The organism is Acidimicrobiales bacterium, assembly GCA_022452145.1.
Classification (GTDB): domain Bacteria; phylum Actinomycetota; class Acidimicrobiia; order Acidimicrobiales; family MedAcidi-G1; genus UBA9410.
In genome coordinates this window covers 46,774-61,175 of the sequence record JAKURY010000004.1, presented here as the reverse complement: position 1 = coordinate 61,175, position 14,402 = coordinate 46,774, and the positions used below count along the sequence as shown (strand labels likewise).

General features: G+C 70.9%; 17 protein-coding genes. 12 read left to right on the top strand and 5 right to left on the bottom strand.

Features of this window, described 5'->3' with window-relative positions; translation table 11 throughout:
- The gene (atpC, locus tag MK177_02345) at positions 1–399 is read left to right on the top strand and encodes an ATP synthase F1 subunit epsilon (GenBank protein MCH2426156.1); all 399 of its coding nucleotides are present in this window, start codon (positions 1–3) and stop codon (positions 397–399) included.
- A gap of 94 nt (positions 400–493) precedes the next feature.
- On the opposite strand, the gene glpX is transcribed toward atpC, so the two are convergent.
- Entirely contained in the window at positions 494–1,483 is a 990-nt protein-coding gene (gene glpX / locus MK177_02340) for a class II fructose-bisphosphatase (GenBank protein MCH2426155.1), read from the bottom strand.
- Between the two features lie 86 nt (positions 1,484–1,569).
- On the opposite strand from glpX, the gene MK177_02335 reads away from it, so the two are divergent.
- Entirely contained in the window at positions 1,570–2,358 is a 789-nt protein-coding gene (locus MK177_02335; GenBank protein ID MCH2426154.1) for a hypothetical protein, read from the top strand.
- Between the two features lie 98 nt (positions 2,359–2,456).
- The gene (locus MK177_02330; GenBank protein ID MCH2426153.1) at positions 2,457–2,738 is read left to right on the top strand and encodes a hypothetical protein; all 282 of its coding nucleotides are present in this window, start codon (positions 2,457–2,459) and stop codon (positions 2,736–2,738) included.
- 81 nt (positions 2,739–2,819) lie between these two features.
- On the opposite strand, the gene MK177_02325 is transcribed toward MK177_02330, so the two are convergent.
- A complete protein-coding gene (locus MK177_02325; protein ID MCH2426152.1) occupies positions 2,820–3,827 on the bottom strand; it encodes a fatty acid desaturase in 1,008 nt (335 codons plus the stop codon).
- An 81-nt stretch (positions 3,828–3,908) separates the two neighbouring features.
- On the opposite strand from MK177_02325, the gene MK177_02320 reads away from it, so the two are divergent.
- Positions 3,909–4,490, top strand: coding sequence for a dienelactone hydrolase (locus tag MK177_02320; protein ID MCH2426151.1), 582 nt, complete (start codon positions 3,909–3,911; stop codon positions 4,488–4,490).
- Positions 4,491–4,504: 14 nt separating this feature from the next.
- Here MK177_02320 and MK177_02315 read toward each other — a convergent pair whose 3' ends face one another.
- Positions 4,505–6,070, bottom strand: a complete 1,566-nt coding sequence (locus MK177_02315; protein ID MCH2426150.1) for an MFS transporter — start codon at positions 6,068–6,070, stop codon at positions 4,505–4,507.
- Between the two features lie 94 nt (positions 6,071–6,164).
- On the opposite strand from MK177_02315, the gene murA reads away from it, so the two are divergent.
- The gene (gene murA / locus MK177_02310; GenBank protein MCH2426149.1) at positions 6,165–7,463 is read left to right on the top strand and encodes a UDP-N-acetylglucosamine 1-carboxyvinyltransferase; all 1,299 of its coding nucleotides are present in this window, start codon (positions 6,165–6,167) and stop codon (positions 7,461–7,463) included.
- A gap of 9 nt (positions 7,464–7,472) precedes the next feature.
- Here murA and MK177_02305 read toward each other — a convergent pair whose 3' ends face one another.
- Positions 7,473–7,634, bottom strand: a complete 162-nt coding sequence (locus tag MK177_02305; protein MCH2426148.1) for a hypothetical protein — start codon at positions 7,632–7,634, stop codon at positions 7,473–7,475.
- Between the two features lie 84 nt (positions 7,635–7,718).
- Here MK177_02305 and MK177_02300 point away from each other — a divergent pair, with 84 nt between their 5' ends.
- The 5 genes from MK177_02300 to MK177_02280 all read left to right on the top strand — a co-directional run bounded on the left by MK177_02300 (position 7,719) and on the right by MK177_02280 (position 11,322).
- Positions 7,719–8,048 carry a NifU family protein gene (locus tag MK177_02300; GenBank protein MCH2426147.1) on the top strand — a complete coding sequence of 110 codons (330 nt, stop codon included), beginning with the start codon at positions 7,719–7,721 and terminating at the stop codon, positions 8,046–8,048.
- Between the two features lie 65 nt (positions 8,049–8,113).
- Positions 8,114–8,902, top strand: coding sequence for an enoyl-CoA hydratase/isomerase family protein (locus MK177_02295; protein ID MCH2426146.1), 789 nt, complete (start codon positions 8,114–8,116; stop codon positions 8,900–8,902).
- 64 nt (positions 8,903–8,966) lie between these two features.
- Positions 8,967–9,599 (top strand): dimethylsulfonioproprionate lyase family protein, encoded by a 633-nt coding sequence (locus tag MK177_02290; protein MCH2426145.1) that lies wholly within the window; start codon positions 8,967–8,969, stop codon positions 9,597–9,599.
- A gap of 86 nt (positions 9,600–9,685) precedes the next feature.
- Positions 9,686–10,615, top strand: coding sequence for a rhomboid family intramembrane serine protease (locus MK177_02285; protein ID MCH2426144.1), 930 nt, complete (start codon positions 9,686–9,688; stop codon positions 10,613–10,615).
- A gap of 26 nt (positions 10,616–10,641) precedes the next feature.
- Positions 10,642–11,322: a hypothetical protein gene (locus MK177_02280; protein MCH2426143.1), complete on the top strand. Its 681-nt coding sequence runs from the start codon at positions 10,642–10,644 to the stop codon at positions 11,320–11,322.
- Positions 11,323–11,377: 55 nt separating this feature from the next.
- Here the strand turns inward: MK177_02280 and MK177_02275 are convergent, their stop codons facing one another.
- The gene (locus tag MK177_02275; GenBank protein MCH2426142.1) at positions 11,378–12,136 is read right to left on the bottom strand and encodes a methyltransferase domain-containing protein; all 759 of its coding nucleotides are present in this window, start codon (positions 12,134–12,136) and stop codon (positions 11,378–11,380) included.
- A gap of 61 nt (positions 12,137–12,197) precedes the next feature.
- Between MK177_02275 and MK177_02270 the strand changes: the two genes are divergently transcribed.
- The gene (locus MK177_02270; GenBank protein ID MCH2426141.1) at positions 12,198–13,352 is read left to right on the top strand and encodes a cysteine desulfurase; all 1,155 of its coding nucleotides are present in this window, start codon (positions 12,198–12,200) and stop codon (positions 13,350–13,352) included.
- Positions 13,349–14,401: a tRNA 2-thiouridine(34) synthase MnmA gene (gene mnmA / locus MK177_02265; protein MCH2426140.1), complete on the top strand. Its 1,053-nt coding sequence runs from the start codon at positions 13,349–13,351 to the stop codon at positions 14,399–14,401. Before MK177_02270 ends, mnmA begins: the two co-directional genes overlap by 4 nt.
- The last annotated feature ends 1 nt before the right edge of the window (position 14,402 follow it).

Sequence of the window (14,402 nt, the reverse complement as noted above, 5' to 3'; positions counted from 1 at the left end):
ATGACGTTCCAGATCGAGCTGGTCTCGCCGGAGGCCATCTCATACAGCGGCGAGGCCGAGATGGTGGTTGCACGGACCCTGGAGGGGGGCGACATTGCCTTCCAGCCGGGCCACGTGCCCTTCATCGGCGTGCTGGCGGTCTGGTCGGTCGACGTGATCCGCCCCGATGGCGACCGGGACACCATTGCCGTCCACCAGGGCTTCGTGCAGGTCGCAGGCACGAGGGTGAGCATCCTCTCGGACGTGTCCGAGTCCTCAGACGGGATCGACGTCGAACGTGCCCGTGTGGCCAGGGCCGCAGCCGAGGCTGCACTGGCGGCCGACAAGGAGGACGCCGACGCAGCCTGCGCCCTGGCACGTGCCGAACTGCGCCTCCGGGTGGCAGGCGCCGAGGCCTGAGCCCGGTCTCGGAACCACGGCGCTCCGGGCCCGGCGGCCCAGCAGGTGCCAGACCGTCGGCCTCCGGCCGTCGCCGACCGCTGGCCGGCACGGATCAATAGACGGGCGAGAACGACTCCAACTTGTCCAAGGAGTGGTGGGCGTCGATCATGCGAACCGTGCCCGACCGCGAGCGCATCACCAGCGACTGAGTGCGGGCCGACCCCGACGTGTAGTGCACGCCCTTGACCAGGTCGCCGTCGGTGATCCCGGTGGCCGAGAAGAAGCAGTTGTCTCCGGCCACGAGGTCGTCGGTGGTCAGGACCCGTGCCAGGTCGTAGCCGGCCTCCACCGCGGCGTTGCGTTCGGCCTCGTTTCGGGGCCAGAGGCGACCCTGGATGGCACCCCCCATGCACTTCAGGGCTGCGGCGGAGATGACGCCCTCCGGCGTGCCACCGATGCCGAACAGCACGTCGGCGCCCGAACCCGGCCACGCCGACGAGATGGCGCCGGCCACGTCGCCGTCGGGTATCAGCCGGATGCGCGCCCCGGCCGCCCTGACCTCGGAGATGAGCTCGGCGTGGCGGTCCCGGTCCAGGATCACCGCGGTCAGGTCCCGGACCTCCTCGTGCTTGGCCTCGGCGATGCGCCTCAGGTTCTCGGTGACCGACTCAGTGATGTCGATGACGCCGGCGCACTCGGGGCCGACGGCGATCTTCTCCATGTACACGCACGGCCCCGGGTCGTACATGGTGCCGCGGTCGCTCACGGCGATCACCGCGATGGCGTTGGCCCTGCCCAGGGAGGTCAACGTGGTGCCGTCGATGGGGTCCACGGCGATGTCGGCGGCCGGCGGCTGCCCGTTGCCGATGTGCTCGCCGTTGAAGAGCATCGGCGCCTCGTCCTTCTCGCCCTCCCCGATGACGACGACGCCGTCCATGGTGACGGTGTCCAGCACGTGGCGCATGGCGTCCACCGCCGCCCCGTCGGCCCCCTCCTTGTCACCCCGCCCCATCCAACGCGACGCAGCAAGGGCGGCCGCCTCGGTGACCCGGCAGAGGTCGAGGGCGAGGTTGCGATCGGGTACCTGGGCGTTGGCGGTCATGGGAGGTGAACATAGCCCCGTCCACTCCCGGTCGTGTCCGATCGCCGTGGCCCTGCGGGGCGTCGACCGGTGGCAGGATGACGGCCATGGGATGGTGCTTCCAGTGCGGGATCCAGTACACGATGGGCGTGGAGGACTGTGTGGAGTGCGGCGTGGCGCTGGTGGACGAGGCGCCGACCGACGCCGCCGACGTCGGCTCGACCGACGAGGACCAGTTGGCCTACGAGCTCCATGAGTGGGCCGGCGAGAGCCGTCGGATCCTGGACCAGCTCCTGACCGGTGGCGGCATCGCCCATGCCTGGCAGGGCGCCACCCTGGTGGTGCTGGTGGCCGACGAGGAGGCCGTGGACCTGGCGGTGGCCGAGGCCGACGACGCCGGGGGCCCGGCGCTGGATCCCGATGCCGAGAAGTTGGCCTATGAGATGGGTGCCTGGGCGGCCGATGAGCAGTCGGCCTTCGGCGAGCTCCTGGGCCGGCTCGAGATCCCCTACGAGTTCGACGCCGAAGGGGACCTGCTGGTGCTGGTTGCCGACGAGGAGGCGGTGGAAGCCGCGCTGGATGCCTTCCAGGCTGGAGCAGACGAACGCCCGGAGCTTGAGGGCCTGGAGGCCAACCGCCTCCTGAGCGACATGTTCGTGGCCTGCGACCGACTTCGGCGTGACGCCCGCGACCTCGCGGGAATCGAACAGCTCATCCAGCTGGTCCCGGTACTGGTGGACCACCGGCCCCCGTTCGGAATCGACGGCCAACTCTGGAACGCCCTCGGGGACCGGACCACTCAGCTCATGGCCCTGCTCGCCGACGGCGATGCGGACGAGGCCGAGGTGACCGGCCTGGCCGGCGGCCTGACCGAGGTGCTCCGAACCCTGACCTGAGTTTGGTCGACGGGCCAGCGCCTTGTGGCGGCCCCACCCACGCGGGATCCTCCCTTCCCCGATCGGGATATTCCCGGCGGCAGACAGGGAGGCACCCCATGCGTTTCATCCAGATCATCGAGTCCGAGTCGGATCCGGCCGAGGAGTTGGCAAAGGTCCAGGGATATGCGGAGCAGATGGCCGGAGAGACAAACGCCCGGCGGGCCACCGTGTGCGGCGACCGGGACCGGCCGGGGGTCACGCTGATGATCGTCGAGTTCGACTCGGCGGAGTCGGCCGCCGAGAACGACGAGAAGGCTGGCACCCAGGAGGCAGCGGCCGAGAATTCCGACGGCACGACGTTCCGGAACCTGGACGTCCACGGGGTCGTCGAGATCTGAGCCCTACCCGACTCGGGTCCCGTCGCAATAGGTCCGGCCCGGGAACGACCCAGTCTGCAGTCGAGTCGGGCCGGGAATGGGTCAGGCCGCTACGGGCTCGGCGGACCGCAGGGTCCGCCAGAGCGCCCGGTAGGTCGGCCACTCGACATCGCCGACGTATCCGTCCTCCACCAGCGCCTCGTGTAGGCGGGGCAGGTTGCGGTAGGGGACCGTCATGTCGGCGTGGTGGGCCAGGTGGTAGCCGACGCTCAGCGGGACCATCACCATTCGGGCGAGGAGCGACTGCCGGACGTGGTGTGTGGTTCGTCGCCGGTCCAGCGACCGGGTCATCCCGGCGTGTTCGGCGATTGCCCGGAGCCGGTTGACCACCTGGTAGAGCGTCGCCCAGGGGAGGACCCAGAGCGCCAGGTAGAGCCATGGCCGTCCGAAGGACCAGAAGGCGCTGAACACCAGCGCCTGCCCGGCGAGGAACCAGTAGGTGAGGCGGCGGTGGCGGGCCTCTCCTAGTCGCTGGAACCGGGGGCGCACGATCCGGAACGCCGACACCCCGAACAGGTCACGGCGGTGCTTTCGACGCATCGACGCAGGGGTGATCGGGTACTGCGAGTAGAGAAGGAAGTCCGGTTCGTCGGGTCCGAACTCGTCACGGTGGTGTCTGATGTGGCCGATCCTGTAACCGTGGCCGCCGGTGCCGAAGGTCAGCCAGCCAATGAGGTTGATGCCGACCAGGTCGTTGACCCGCCGGCTCGAGAACAGGACCCGGTGGGCGGCCTCGTGGTGGAGGATGAACAGGCGGTTCTGTGCCACCGGCATGACCATGAACGCCAGCACCCAGGCGATCGGGTGGGCGATGGCCACGGCGGCTGCCACCACGGCGACCGGGAACAGGACCGCGCCGGCGACCGTGAAGGCGTTGCGGGCGTCTGCGGGATTCCGGAGCGAGTCCCGGAACTCACCCTTCGGGCGTCCGTCAGGATGGAACCGGCCGCTTCCGGCGAACGCCGGCACCGACGGCGCCATGCCACCGGTCATCGTCGCGACCAGCGCTTCGTGGCGGGCCGCCCCGTCCGCGGAGTGCGTGCCGTCCATGGGAACAGACTACCGACGGGTCCGTCACAGGTTCCGGTCGGGCCGGGCCGTCGTCAGGGTTGCCGGCGCTACCCTCCGGCCGTGACCACGTCGCCCACCGTGTCCGGCCTGTTCCTGACCCCTGGGGCGGGGAGCGACCGCGACCATCCGGGCCTGGTGGTACTCCAGGACCGGATGGCACCCCTCCCGGTGGAGCGCATGGACTTCCCCTACCGGAAGGCCGGGAAGCCCTTCCCCGACCGGGCACCGGTGCTGGTCAAAGCGGTGCGCGACGGCGTGGCCGCGATGGCCGGGGCCCACGGCCTGGACCCGGACAGGCTGGTGCTGGGTGGGCGCAGCATGGGCGGTCGGATGTGCTCGATGGCAGTGGCCGAGGGCCTGCCGGCGGCCGGCCTGGTGCTGGTCTGCTACCCGCTGCACCCGCCTGGGAAGCCGGAGAACCTGCGGACCGGCCACTTCGGGTCCATCCACATGCCGTGCCTGTTCGTGTCCGGCGACCGGGACGAGTTCGGGACCCCGGAGGAATTCGACACCCACCTGTCGGCAATCGCCGGACCGGTGACGGTGGTCCGCCTACCCGGGAAGCGCCACGACCTGAAGGGCGCCGACGGGATCGTCTGCGACGCCGTCGAAGCCTGGATGGCCGACACGTTCCAGACCTGACCCCTTCGAGCCGGTCAGGACCCGTCGGGGGTTGCTCCGCCCGGCGATACGTCGTCGAGGTCGGCGTCGCCGGGGTTGAGGGCCTCCAGCTCCACCCGGGCCGTCTCGGGGAACCAACCCAGCACGAGCACGGCGGCCAGGACAGGCCCGACGGCCACCACGGAGAAGGCCGGACCGTACGACCCGAACCGGTCTGCCAGCATCCCCACCACCAGCAGCCCGGTGGCGCTACCGGCTACGCCCAGGGTGACTATCAGGCCGTTGGCCCGGGCCCTGTGCCTGGTCGAGAACAACTCGGGTCCGTAGACGCCGAGGGCCACGGTCAACGATCCCAGTACGGCACCCATGACGTTGGTCGTCCACATGGCGAGCCCCGCCGTGTGGTACCCGACGACGATGAAGGCCGTACCGCCGAGGAGGCCGACCGCCCCCACGCCCCGACGCCCCCTGGTGTCGGCCAACCGACCGGCCATGAAGATGCCGATGCCTGCCGGGGTGGTGGTCAGGAGGGTGAACAGGGTGATGCCGGCGGCCGTGTAGCCGCGGTGGTCCTTCAGGAAGTCGTTCTGGAACTGGCTGGCCGGTGCGGCGAACACCAGGAGGAGGAATGCCGAAGCGGCCAACAGGAGCAGTCGACGCCCCTCGATGCGCCTCAGGGCGCCGGAGGGCCGGCCGCCGTCGGCGCCTGCCGGGGCGTTGGCGGTGAACCGGCGGGACTCCGGGAGGCGTCGACCGATGGCCACGAGGCCGGGAATGGCCACCAGCGGCACCAGGTAGACGACCCTCCAGCCCCGTGGGTCCAGGTCGGCCACCGGTAGGACCCACACGGCCATGCCGGCCCCCAGGGCGGCGCAGAGCGCCAGCAGGCTCACCCCGTAGGCACGTGAACCGCGTGGGAGCTCCTCGGCGGCGAACACCCCGATCAGGATCCCCATGCCCATAGTGAGGCCCCGGGCCACCAGCTGCGTGCCGCCCAGGAACCAGAGCCCCGGCGAGAGGGCCCCCAGCGCCGTGGTGGCAACCGCCAGGACGGCGGCGGCCATGAGCAGGCGTCGCCTGCCGCTCCTGTCGGCGAGGGCCACCACGGCCAGGGCCACGACGATTCCGAGGCGGACGACGGCCAGCGTGACACCCTGTGCGGTGTCGCTCCGGTGGAATTCGTCGCTGGCGAAGGTGATGGTCTGGGTGATGACAGTGCCGAGGTAGCCGTCGACGACCTGTATGCAGGCCAGGAGGGAGAGCACCCGGCTGGCCCGGGCGTCGAGGCGGTCCGGCGGCGCCCACCACGGCACCTTCCGGGTCCTCACGGCATGACGTAGCGGTAGGGCGAACAGGGGGCGCCAGATGCCGACCGCCGCCCGGTATTCGATGGTCTCCACCACCCGTGAGAGGCGGCCATCTGGTGCCGCCGGGTCCGACGGGGCGACGACCAGCGTGCGCACCCACGCGTGGAACGGGCCGTGGGCCAGCCCGAAGCGCTCTGCCGATCCGGAAGCGGGCTCCGGACCACGTTCCCGGACCAGGTCGTCGCGGGGGGACCGGAGATCGGCCAGGCCGCGTTTATCCACCTCGTGGACCACGACCACCGTCGTCGTGCGACCGCTGGTGCCATCGGGCGTGCTGGTGGTGATGGGCTGCCCTCCGGTCCGTTCGGTCGCCCACCATACTGAGGGGGTGGATGCCGTCTCAGACGATTCTTCAGCCGGGACCGGTAGTCGTTCGGTCATCCGGGTCCGGCGATCTGGCCCACTGTCCGGTTCCATCCGGGTTTCCGGAGCGAAGAACTCGGTCCTGAAGCTCATGGCGGCCTCGGTGCTGGCCCCCGGGCGCTTCACCCTCCGGAACGTTCCGCGGATCGCCGACGTCGCCCTCATGGCCGAGTTGTTGGACGGCATGGGGGCGACCGTCACCCACGGCTCCTCCGACCAGGCGCCGGACATCCTGACCATCGACGTGCCCGAGGTGATGGTTCCGGAGGCTCCGTACGACCTGGTGGAGCGGATGCGGGCGTCCATCGTCGTGCTGGGCCCGCTGCTGGCACGGTTCGGCGAGGCCCGGGTGTCGGTGCCCGGCGGCGACGACTTCGGCCACCGTCCGATCGACATGCACCTCAGGGCGCTCGAGCAGCTGGGGGCCACGTTCACCACCAGCCACGGCTACATCGAGGGCCGGGCCGAGCGGCTGGTGGGAGCGCGGGTCATCCTCGAGTACCCGAGCGTGGGGGCCACCGAGAACCTCCTGATGGCGGCCGTCAGGGCCAAGGGCACGACGGTCATAGACAATGCGGCCCGGGAGCCCGAGATCGCCGACCTGGCGGCCTTCCTGAACGCCATGGGCGCTGAGGTCCACGGTGCGGGCGGCTCCACCATCACCGTCGAGGGGGTCGAACGGCTGCACCCGGTCACACACACGGTGGTTCCCGACCGCATCGAGGCGGCCACCTACCTGGCGGCCGTCGGCATGGCCGGCGGGGCGATCCAGTTGCACGGCGCACGGGCCGACCACATGGAGATGCTGCTAGAGAAGCTGGGCGACATGGGCCTGCGGGTCGACGACGGTGGCGACGTGCTGTGGGCCACGGCGCCGGACCGGCTGCGTTCCGTAGACGTGTCGACCCTGCCGTATCCAGGGGTGGCCACCGACTACAAGCCCCTGCTGGTAGCGCTGCTGTCCGTGGCCGACGGGGTGGGGATCCTCACCGAGAACGTGTTCGCCGGCAGGTTCAGGTACATCCCCGAACTGGTGCGCATGGGTGCCGACATACGCGTGGAGGGCCACCACGCGGTGGTCCGGGGGGTGGAAGCGCTCTCCGGGGCGCCGGTGCGTGCGCCCGACATCCGGGCCGGGGCGGCCCTCGTGGTGGCTGGCCTGGCCGCCGACGGTGAGACGGTGGTGGCGGACGCCCACCATGTGGAACGCGGCTACCAGGACCTGGTCGGCAACTTGGCCCGCCTGGGAGCCGACATTTCCTGACGGAGGCCGTCAGGCGTCGTCGTCCTGGCGTCGGCCCATCCGGCGGGCCCTGCGGTCGGCCATCCAGAGCAGTGCGGCGACCACGGCCAGTGGACCGGCCACCAGGCCGATCTCGTCCCAGCCACCCTGGTGGGCGAGAAGCCGGATGCCTGGGAGGGGTTGGAGGGGCACCGTCCGAGCCTACGGCGGTCGATCATCGGGGTCTGTCGGGCGGATGGGGGTGGCGTCTGTGGCCGGTGGTGCGAGAATGAAGCCATGTCGATCGACGTCACCACCGAGGCGACCCCCGGCCTCCGGGCCCGGGTGGAGAAGGTCATCGAGATCATCCGTCCGGCGATCCAGGCCGACGACGGCGACATCGAGTTGCATGACGTCGACGAGGTGACTGGCGAGGTCACCGTGGAACTGGTCGGGGCCTGCACCACCTGCCCGGCCTCGGACCAGACGCTCAAGGCCGGCATCGAGCGGATCCTGAGGGACCGGGTGGACGGGGTGACGTCGGTGCGCAACGTGGGCGAGACCGCCAACCCGGACGGGCCCATCGGAGCACCCGACCCCGACGAGGGCACCGCCGTCTTCCTCTGAGCCGGACTGGTGGCGATCCGGAGTCCGGTTCCATGGCTACCGGTCCTGCTGGGTACCCTCCGGCGGTGACAGAGGTGACAGAACGGCCCCTCCTCCGTGTCGAGCGACGCGACGACGGCGTTGTCCTGGCCACCCTCGACCGTCCCAAGGTCAACGCCCTGGATGCGGCGTTGCTCCACGAGATAGAGGCCCTGGCCCTGGACTGTGCCGACGATCCCCCGGGAGCCGTCGTAGTGACCGGTGCCGGTCGCATGTTCGCCGCGGGTGCGGAGCTGGCCGGGTTCGCCGACCCGGACCTGCGTCCGATCCAGGCCGATGCCTTCCGATCGGCCTTCGCCGCCTTCGAGCGGATTCCGTGTCCGACGATCGCCGCGGTCAACGGCCTGGCCCTCGGCGGGGGCGCCGAGTTGGCCTGGTGCTGTGACCTGCGGATCCTGGGGGAGCGTTCGGTGTTCGGCCAGCCAGAGGTGCTCCTGGGCATCATCCCCGGTGGCGGGGCCACCCAGCGCCTGACCCGCCTGGTCGGTCGATCGACGGCCAAGCGGTTGATCTGGGGCGGAGCCCAGGTGGATGCCTCCGAGGCCCTTCGACTGGGCCTGGCCGACGAGGTGGTGCCCGACGACGGGTTACTGGAGCGCGCTCTGGCCCTGGCCGCCGGCTACGCCGCCGGTCCCCGGGTGGCCATCCGGGCAGCCAAGCGGGCAATCGACGAGGGCCTCCGGCTCTCGCTGGATGCAGGCGTGGACCTGGAGTTGGACCTCTTCATGGAGGTCTTCGAGACCGACGACGCCCGACACGGCGTGGAGTCGTTCTTCGAGCACGGACCGGGCAGGGCCACCTTCCGCGGCTGCTGAGACGCGGCTCGGCTCGGCCTCCGGGTGCTGGCCGCTGCCCGGTGCCGGGTCTAGGTTCCGCGCCGTGCGCGACCCCTTCCTGATCGCCTTCCACGACCTCGCCGTCGCCGAGGGCGCCGGCCATCCCGAAATGGAGAGTCCAATGGCCCTGCTGGCCGATGCGCTGACGCGGGTCGTCCCGGCAGCGGAGCTACCCCGGGTCACCCTGCCGGTGGTCGATGAGCACCTCGAGACGACCCTGGCAGCCGGGGTGGGACCGGCCGCCGACCTGGCCCGGATGGTCGCATCCCGGACCGGTTGGGTCGTTCCGTACCCCGAATACGCAGGGGAGCCGGACATGGACGCCATGCGTCTGGGCTACGCCTACTCGCCGATCATCGGTGCCGCCGAGGACGCCATCTCGGGGAGTACGGCGACGCCCGTGTACCTGAGCGACGAGGTGTTCGCCGGCATGGTCCTGCAGGGTCCCGGCGTCACCTACCCGCCCCACGTCCACAAGGCCGTCGAGGTCTACTGGGTGCTGGCCGGTTCCGCCGACTGGCAGAAGGGCGACGCGTGGTCGACCCACGGGCCGGGGACGGTGATCCTCCACGACACCGGGGTGCGGCACGCCACCGTCACCTGTGACGAACCCCAACTGCTGTTCTTCGCCTGGGTCACCGACCCGGACTGTGTGCCGGTCATCATCCGTCTCTGAGGCCGCTCGTCTTCCGCCCCTGAGTTCGTGGCGAGGTGACCACGGGCGCACCGGGGCCCGTCGGGTACGCCGGTACGGTGCGCCGGATGGAATCCCCACCGGACGCCGAGGTCTGCCACTGGCACCCCGAGAACCGGGCCGGGGTACGGTGCCAGCGCTGCAACCGACGCATCTGCGCCCGTTGCATGCACTCGGCCTCGGTCGGCTTCCACTGTCCGGCCTGTGTGGCGTCCAGGTCCACACAGCGGTTCTCTCCCCGCTCGGCGCCGTCCGCCGGTGGCCTGCGGATTCCCGCCCGGTCCGGACGGGACGCCACAACGGTCCTCATCGGCCTGAACCTCGCCGGCTTCGTGCTCATGGTGCTGGCCGGCGGAACGGGCACCCGGCTCTACGACCGGTTCGCATCCGGTGGTGGTGGCATCACGGGCGACCACGGCCTCCTCGGCGGATGGGCACCGTACGTCGGCATGGATCCGGTGGTCGGCGTGTCCGCCGGCGAGTGGTGGCGGCTCGTGACCGGTGGGTTCCTCCACGGCGGACTCCTCCACCTCGTCTTCAACATGTTCCTGCTGTGGATGCTCGGCCAGCAGTTGGAGCACCTCCATCGACCGGTTCGGTACGTGGGCCTCTACCTGGGTTCGTTGGCCGCCGGCTCGCTGGGCGTGATGCTCATGGACCCGATGGCATTGACCGTCGGGGCATCGGGCGCCGTGTTCGGCCTCATGGCGGCAACCGTCGTCCACCAGTTGCACCGGGGCGTGAACCCCTGGCACACAGGGCTGGGTGGCCTTGTGGTCGTCAACCTCTTCTTCACCTTCGGTCGTCCGGGCATCAGCATCGGTGGCCACCTGGGTGGTCTGGTCGGGGGAGCGGTGCTGGCCTGGCTGCTGGACGCCTGTGACCGGCGACGGTTCCCGCGCCTCGCGGGCACGTCGGTCCTCTACGGCCTGGTGGTCGTGTTCCTGGCAGCCGGCGTCTGGGCGGCCGGGAACTGGACGGACCCGCTGGTGGGCTGAGGCCATGCAGGGGCGAAGATCGGAACATGGCTGAACACGCAGACATCGAGTTCTTCTGGGATCCGGTCTGCCCGTTCGCATGGCAGACCTCCCGGTGGCTTCGGCGAGTCGCCGAGCTGCGTGGGCTGACCATCGAGTGGCGGTTCATCAACCTTTCGATCCTGAACGAGGAGCGGGACTACGACGCCGAGTTCCCCGAGGGCTACCGCGAGTCCCACGAGCGGGGACGCCGGATGCTCCGGGTGGCGGCCTCGGTTCGCGCCGCCGAGGGGTCCGGAGCCATGGACCCGCTCTATCGTGCGTTCGGCGAGACCATCTGGCACCGGGTGGCGGAGCCCGGGACAGACTTCCGGTCCGGTGTCGCCACCGTTGAGCACCTGACAGAGGTGCTCGCGCTGGCGGGCTTCGACTCCGGCCACGCCGAGGCGGCCTCGGACCCGTCGTTCGACGAAGTGCTGCGGGCCGAGACGGAGGTGGCGGTGGGCCGAACAGGCCGTGACGTCGGCACACCGATCATCACCTTCGGCCCACCGGACGGACCGTCCATCTTCGGGCCGGTCATCTCGTCGGTGCCCGACACCGACGAGGCGTGCCTGGAGCTCTACGAGGCCACGCTGACGCTCTGCCGGTTCTCTACGTTCTCCGAGCTGAAGCGCAGCAACCGTCCTATGTTGGACCTGCCGCTCCTGACCGGGCGAGCCGACTGACACGACCGGTTCCCGGGCGAGCCGACCCGCCCGATTCGGGCCCGGGCGACCCGGCCTACTGCTTCACCCAGACCGACACGTGGGCCGGCGACCCGTCGTCGAACGTGGTGCCGTGCCAGTCCTCCGCGCGGTCCTCGAGCCGCAACCCGGCTGCCGAGGCCATGGCATCCATCTGGTTGGGGGTGGCGTAGCGCAGGACGTAGGGGAATAGCCGGTTGCCGGCGGCGCTGATCTCGATCCGCTGGCCAGTGATCACCTGCTCGGCCCCGTCGACCTTCACCACGTCCAGCAGCACCCGGTCCAGGCCCACGTAGCGGGCCGAGACGCCGTCGGTGGCCAGCTTCGGATCGGGCACGAACGCCTCCACCACGAACCGACCGCCACCCTGCAGTAGGCGGGCCGCCGATGCCATGCACCCGGCCTGGGCTTCGACCGTAGTCAGGTTGAAGAAGGTGTTGAAGCCGACGAGGACCACGGAGAACGTGTCGTCGGTCAGGCTCGGCGGGGCCGCCATGTCGCCCTCCAGCAGGGTCAGGCGTTCCGATCCGGGCTTGGCCCGTAAGCGGTCGAGCATGGCGCCCGATGCGTCCAGGCCGGTGACGTCCAGCCCGCGGTCCGCCAGGGCCAGGGCCAGTCGTCCCGTGCCCACGCCTAGCTCCAGTACCGGTCCGCTCCCGGCGAGCGTGGCGATTCGGTTGGCCACGTCGGTCGGCGTGCCGATACGTGTGAGGGCCATCCCACCGTCATCGCCGTACCAGTGGTCGTATACCTCCGCGTAGCGGTCGCCGTAGGTGCGCTCGTCGTAGCCGTCCATCGGCGGAGTATGGCCGGATCCGGCAGGCCCGCCAAGCGGGTTAGGTCGTAGCCTCGGACCCATGGAGGGCGCCTACCTGGACCATGCGGCAAGCACGCCGGCCCGACCCGAGGTGGTCGAGGCGATGCTGCCGTGGCTGGCCGATCATCCCGGCAACCCGTCGGGTTCCCATGCCGTGGCCCGTGCCGCCCGACGGGCCATCGACGACGCCCGGGACATCGTGGCGGCGCTGGTGGGTGCCGGGCCCGGTGACGTGGTGTTCACCAGCGGGGGCACCGAGGCCGACAACCTGGCCGTGGACGGCGTGGTGCGGGCGACCGGTGGCCTGCCGGCGTGCAGCGCGGTGGAACATCCGGCGGTGCTGGCGCCGGTGGCCGATGCCGGCGGAATCGTCGTGCCTACCGATGCCGGCGGTCGGATCGACCTCGGGGCCTTGGCCGAGGTGCTCTCCGCTGTCGACGGGATCCGTCTGGTGTCGGTAATGGCGGCCAACAACGAGACCGGGGTGTGCAACGACCTGGATGCCGTGGCGGCGGTGCTGGCCGAGGGCGCGCACGAGGCGGTGCTCCACACCGACGCCGTCCAGGCCGTCGCCTGGATCGACCTCACGGTGGCCTGCCGTGCCGCCGGGCTGGTCAGTCTGACCGGACACAAGTTCGGGGGGCCCAAGGGGGCGGGCGCCCTGGTCGTCAGGTCGGGCGTGCCTCTGGCGCCCGTCCTGCGGGGCGGTGGCCAGGAACATGAACGGCGCAGCGGCACCCAGAACGTGCCGGCCATCGTCGGCCTCGGCGAGGCGGCCCGCCTGGTGGTAGCCGATCGTGATGCCACGGTCACACGGGTGGGGGCGCTGAGGGACCGCCTGGAGGCGGGCCTGCTGGCCGGCGTACCGGACAGCCACCGCACCGTCCCCTATGGCACCCAGCGCACGCCCGCCATCGCCCACGTCTGCTTCGACGGCATCGAGAGCGAGGCGCTGTTGTTCCTGCTGGAGCGCGACGGCGTGTCGGCCAGCGCCGGCGCGTCGTGTGCCAGCGGTGCCCAGGAGCCCTCCCACGTGCTGGCCGCCATGGGCGTCGACCGGGCGTCGGCCGTGGGCTCACTGCGGCTCTCCCTCGGCCACGGCTCCTGCGACGGCGACGTCGACCACGCCCTGGCCGTCATCCCGGCAGCGGTGGCCCGACTCAGGGAGCACGATCGCGCCGTGGGGTCCCGATGACCGGCCAGCCGGTCTACGGCCCGGTGATGGTCGCCATGTCGGGTGGCGTGGACTCCTCGGTGGCCGCCGCACTCCTGCTGGAGGCCGGACATGAGGTTGTAGGCGTGACGCTCCGCCTCTGGGGCGGCGAGTCGGATTCCGGCTGCTGCGCTGTGTCCGACGTCGACGACGCCAGGCGGGTGGCCGACGCCCTGGGGATCGACCACCACGTGTTCAACCTCGGCGACCACTTCGACTCGCTGGTGGTGGGCCCCTACGTGGCCGACCACGCGGCGGGCAGGACGCCCAACCCGTGCATCGAGTGCAACCGCCACGTCAAGTTCGGCCGCCTACTGGACCGTGCCAGGGCGCTGGGCTTCGGCCTCCTGGCCACAGGCCACCACGCCCGTGTGGTGGTACGGCCCGACGGCACCCGCCGGATCGCCAGGGCCGCCGACGCGGCGAAGGACCAGTCATACGTGCTGCACATGCTGGACCAGGACCAGCTGGCCAGCCTCCTGCTCCCGATCGGCGACCTGACCAAGGACGAGGTGCGCCGACGGGCTGCCGGCCTCGGCCTCAGGACGGCGGACAAGCCGGACAGCCAGGACGTCTGCTTCATAACCCGTGAGCACGGCCGGGAGGACTTCCTGCGCCGCAGCCTCACCCTCACCCCGGGACGGGTGGTCGACGGGTCGGGTGCCGAGGTGGGTTCGGTCGCCGCTGTGGAGCTGGTGACCGTCGGGCAGCGGAGGGGCATGGCCCTGGCGGGGGGAGCCGCACCCCGCTTCGCCGTGGACGTCGACGTCGCCGGCGCCACGGTCACGGTTGGATCGATCGACGACCTGATGGTCGATGCCACGCCGCTGGAGGCCTTCTCATGGGCCGACGGGCCCGTGGTAGGGAGAGTCCTCGTGCAGACGAGCGCCCACGGTTCGTGCGACCCTGCGGTGCTGGACGATGGCGTGGTGCGCTGGGCCGAGCCCCGTCCCCGGGTGGCGCTCGGCCAGAGCGTGGTGTTCTACGACGGCGACCAGGTGCTCGGCGGTTCGATCGCCCGCCGGGCCTGAG

Coding starts and splice junctions, on each gene's coding strand:
- atpC (MCH2426156.1), top strand. CDS start 1: ATGACGTTCCAGATCGAGCTGGTCTCGCCGGAGGCCATCTCATACAGC.
- glpX (MCH2426155.1), bottom strand. CDS start 1,483: ATGACCGCCAACGCCCAGGTACCCGATCGCAACCTCGCCCTCGACCTC.
- MK177_02335 (MCH2426154.1), top strand. CDS start 1,570: ATGGGATGGTGCTTCCAGTGCGGGATCCAGTACACGATGGGCGTGGAG.
- MK177_02330 (MCH2426153.1), top strand. CDS start 2,457: ATGCGTTTCATCCAGATCATCGAGTCCGAGTCGGATCCGGCCGAGGAG.
- MK177_02325 (MCH2426152.1), bottom strand. CDS start 3,827: ATGGACGGCACGCACTCCGCGGACGGGGCGGCCCGCCACGAAGCGCTG.
- MK177_02300 (MCH2426147.1), top strand. CDS start 7,719: ATGTCGATCGACGTCACCACCGAGGCGACCCCCGGCCTCCGGGCCCGG.
- MK177_02285 (MCH2426144.1), top strand. CDS start 9,686: ATGGAATCCCCACCGGACGCCGAGGTCTGCCACTGGCACCCCGAGAAC.
- MK177_02280 (MCH2426143.1), top strand. CDS start 10,642: ATGGCTGAACACGCAGACATCGAGTTCTTCTGGGATCCGGTCTGCCCG.
- MK177_02275 (MCH2426142.1), bottom strand. CDS start 12,136: ATGGACGGCTACGACGAGCGCACCTACGGCGACCGCTACGCGGAGGTA.
- MK177_02270 (MCH2426141.1), top strand. CDS start 12,198: ATGGAGGGCGCCTACCTGGACCATGCGGCAAGCACGCCGGCCCGACCC.
- mnmA (MCH2426140.1), top strand. CDS start 13,349: ATGACCGGCCAGCCGGTCTACGGCCCGGTGATGGTCGCCATGTCGGGT.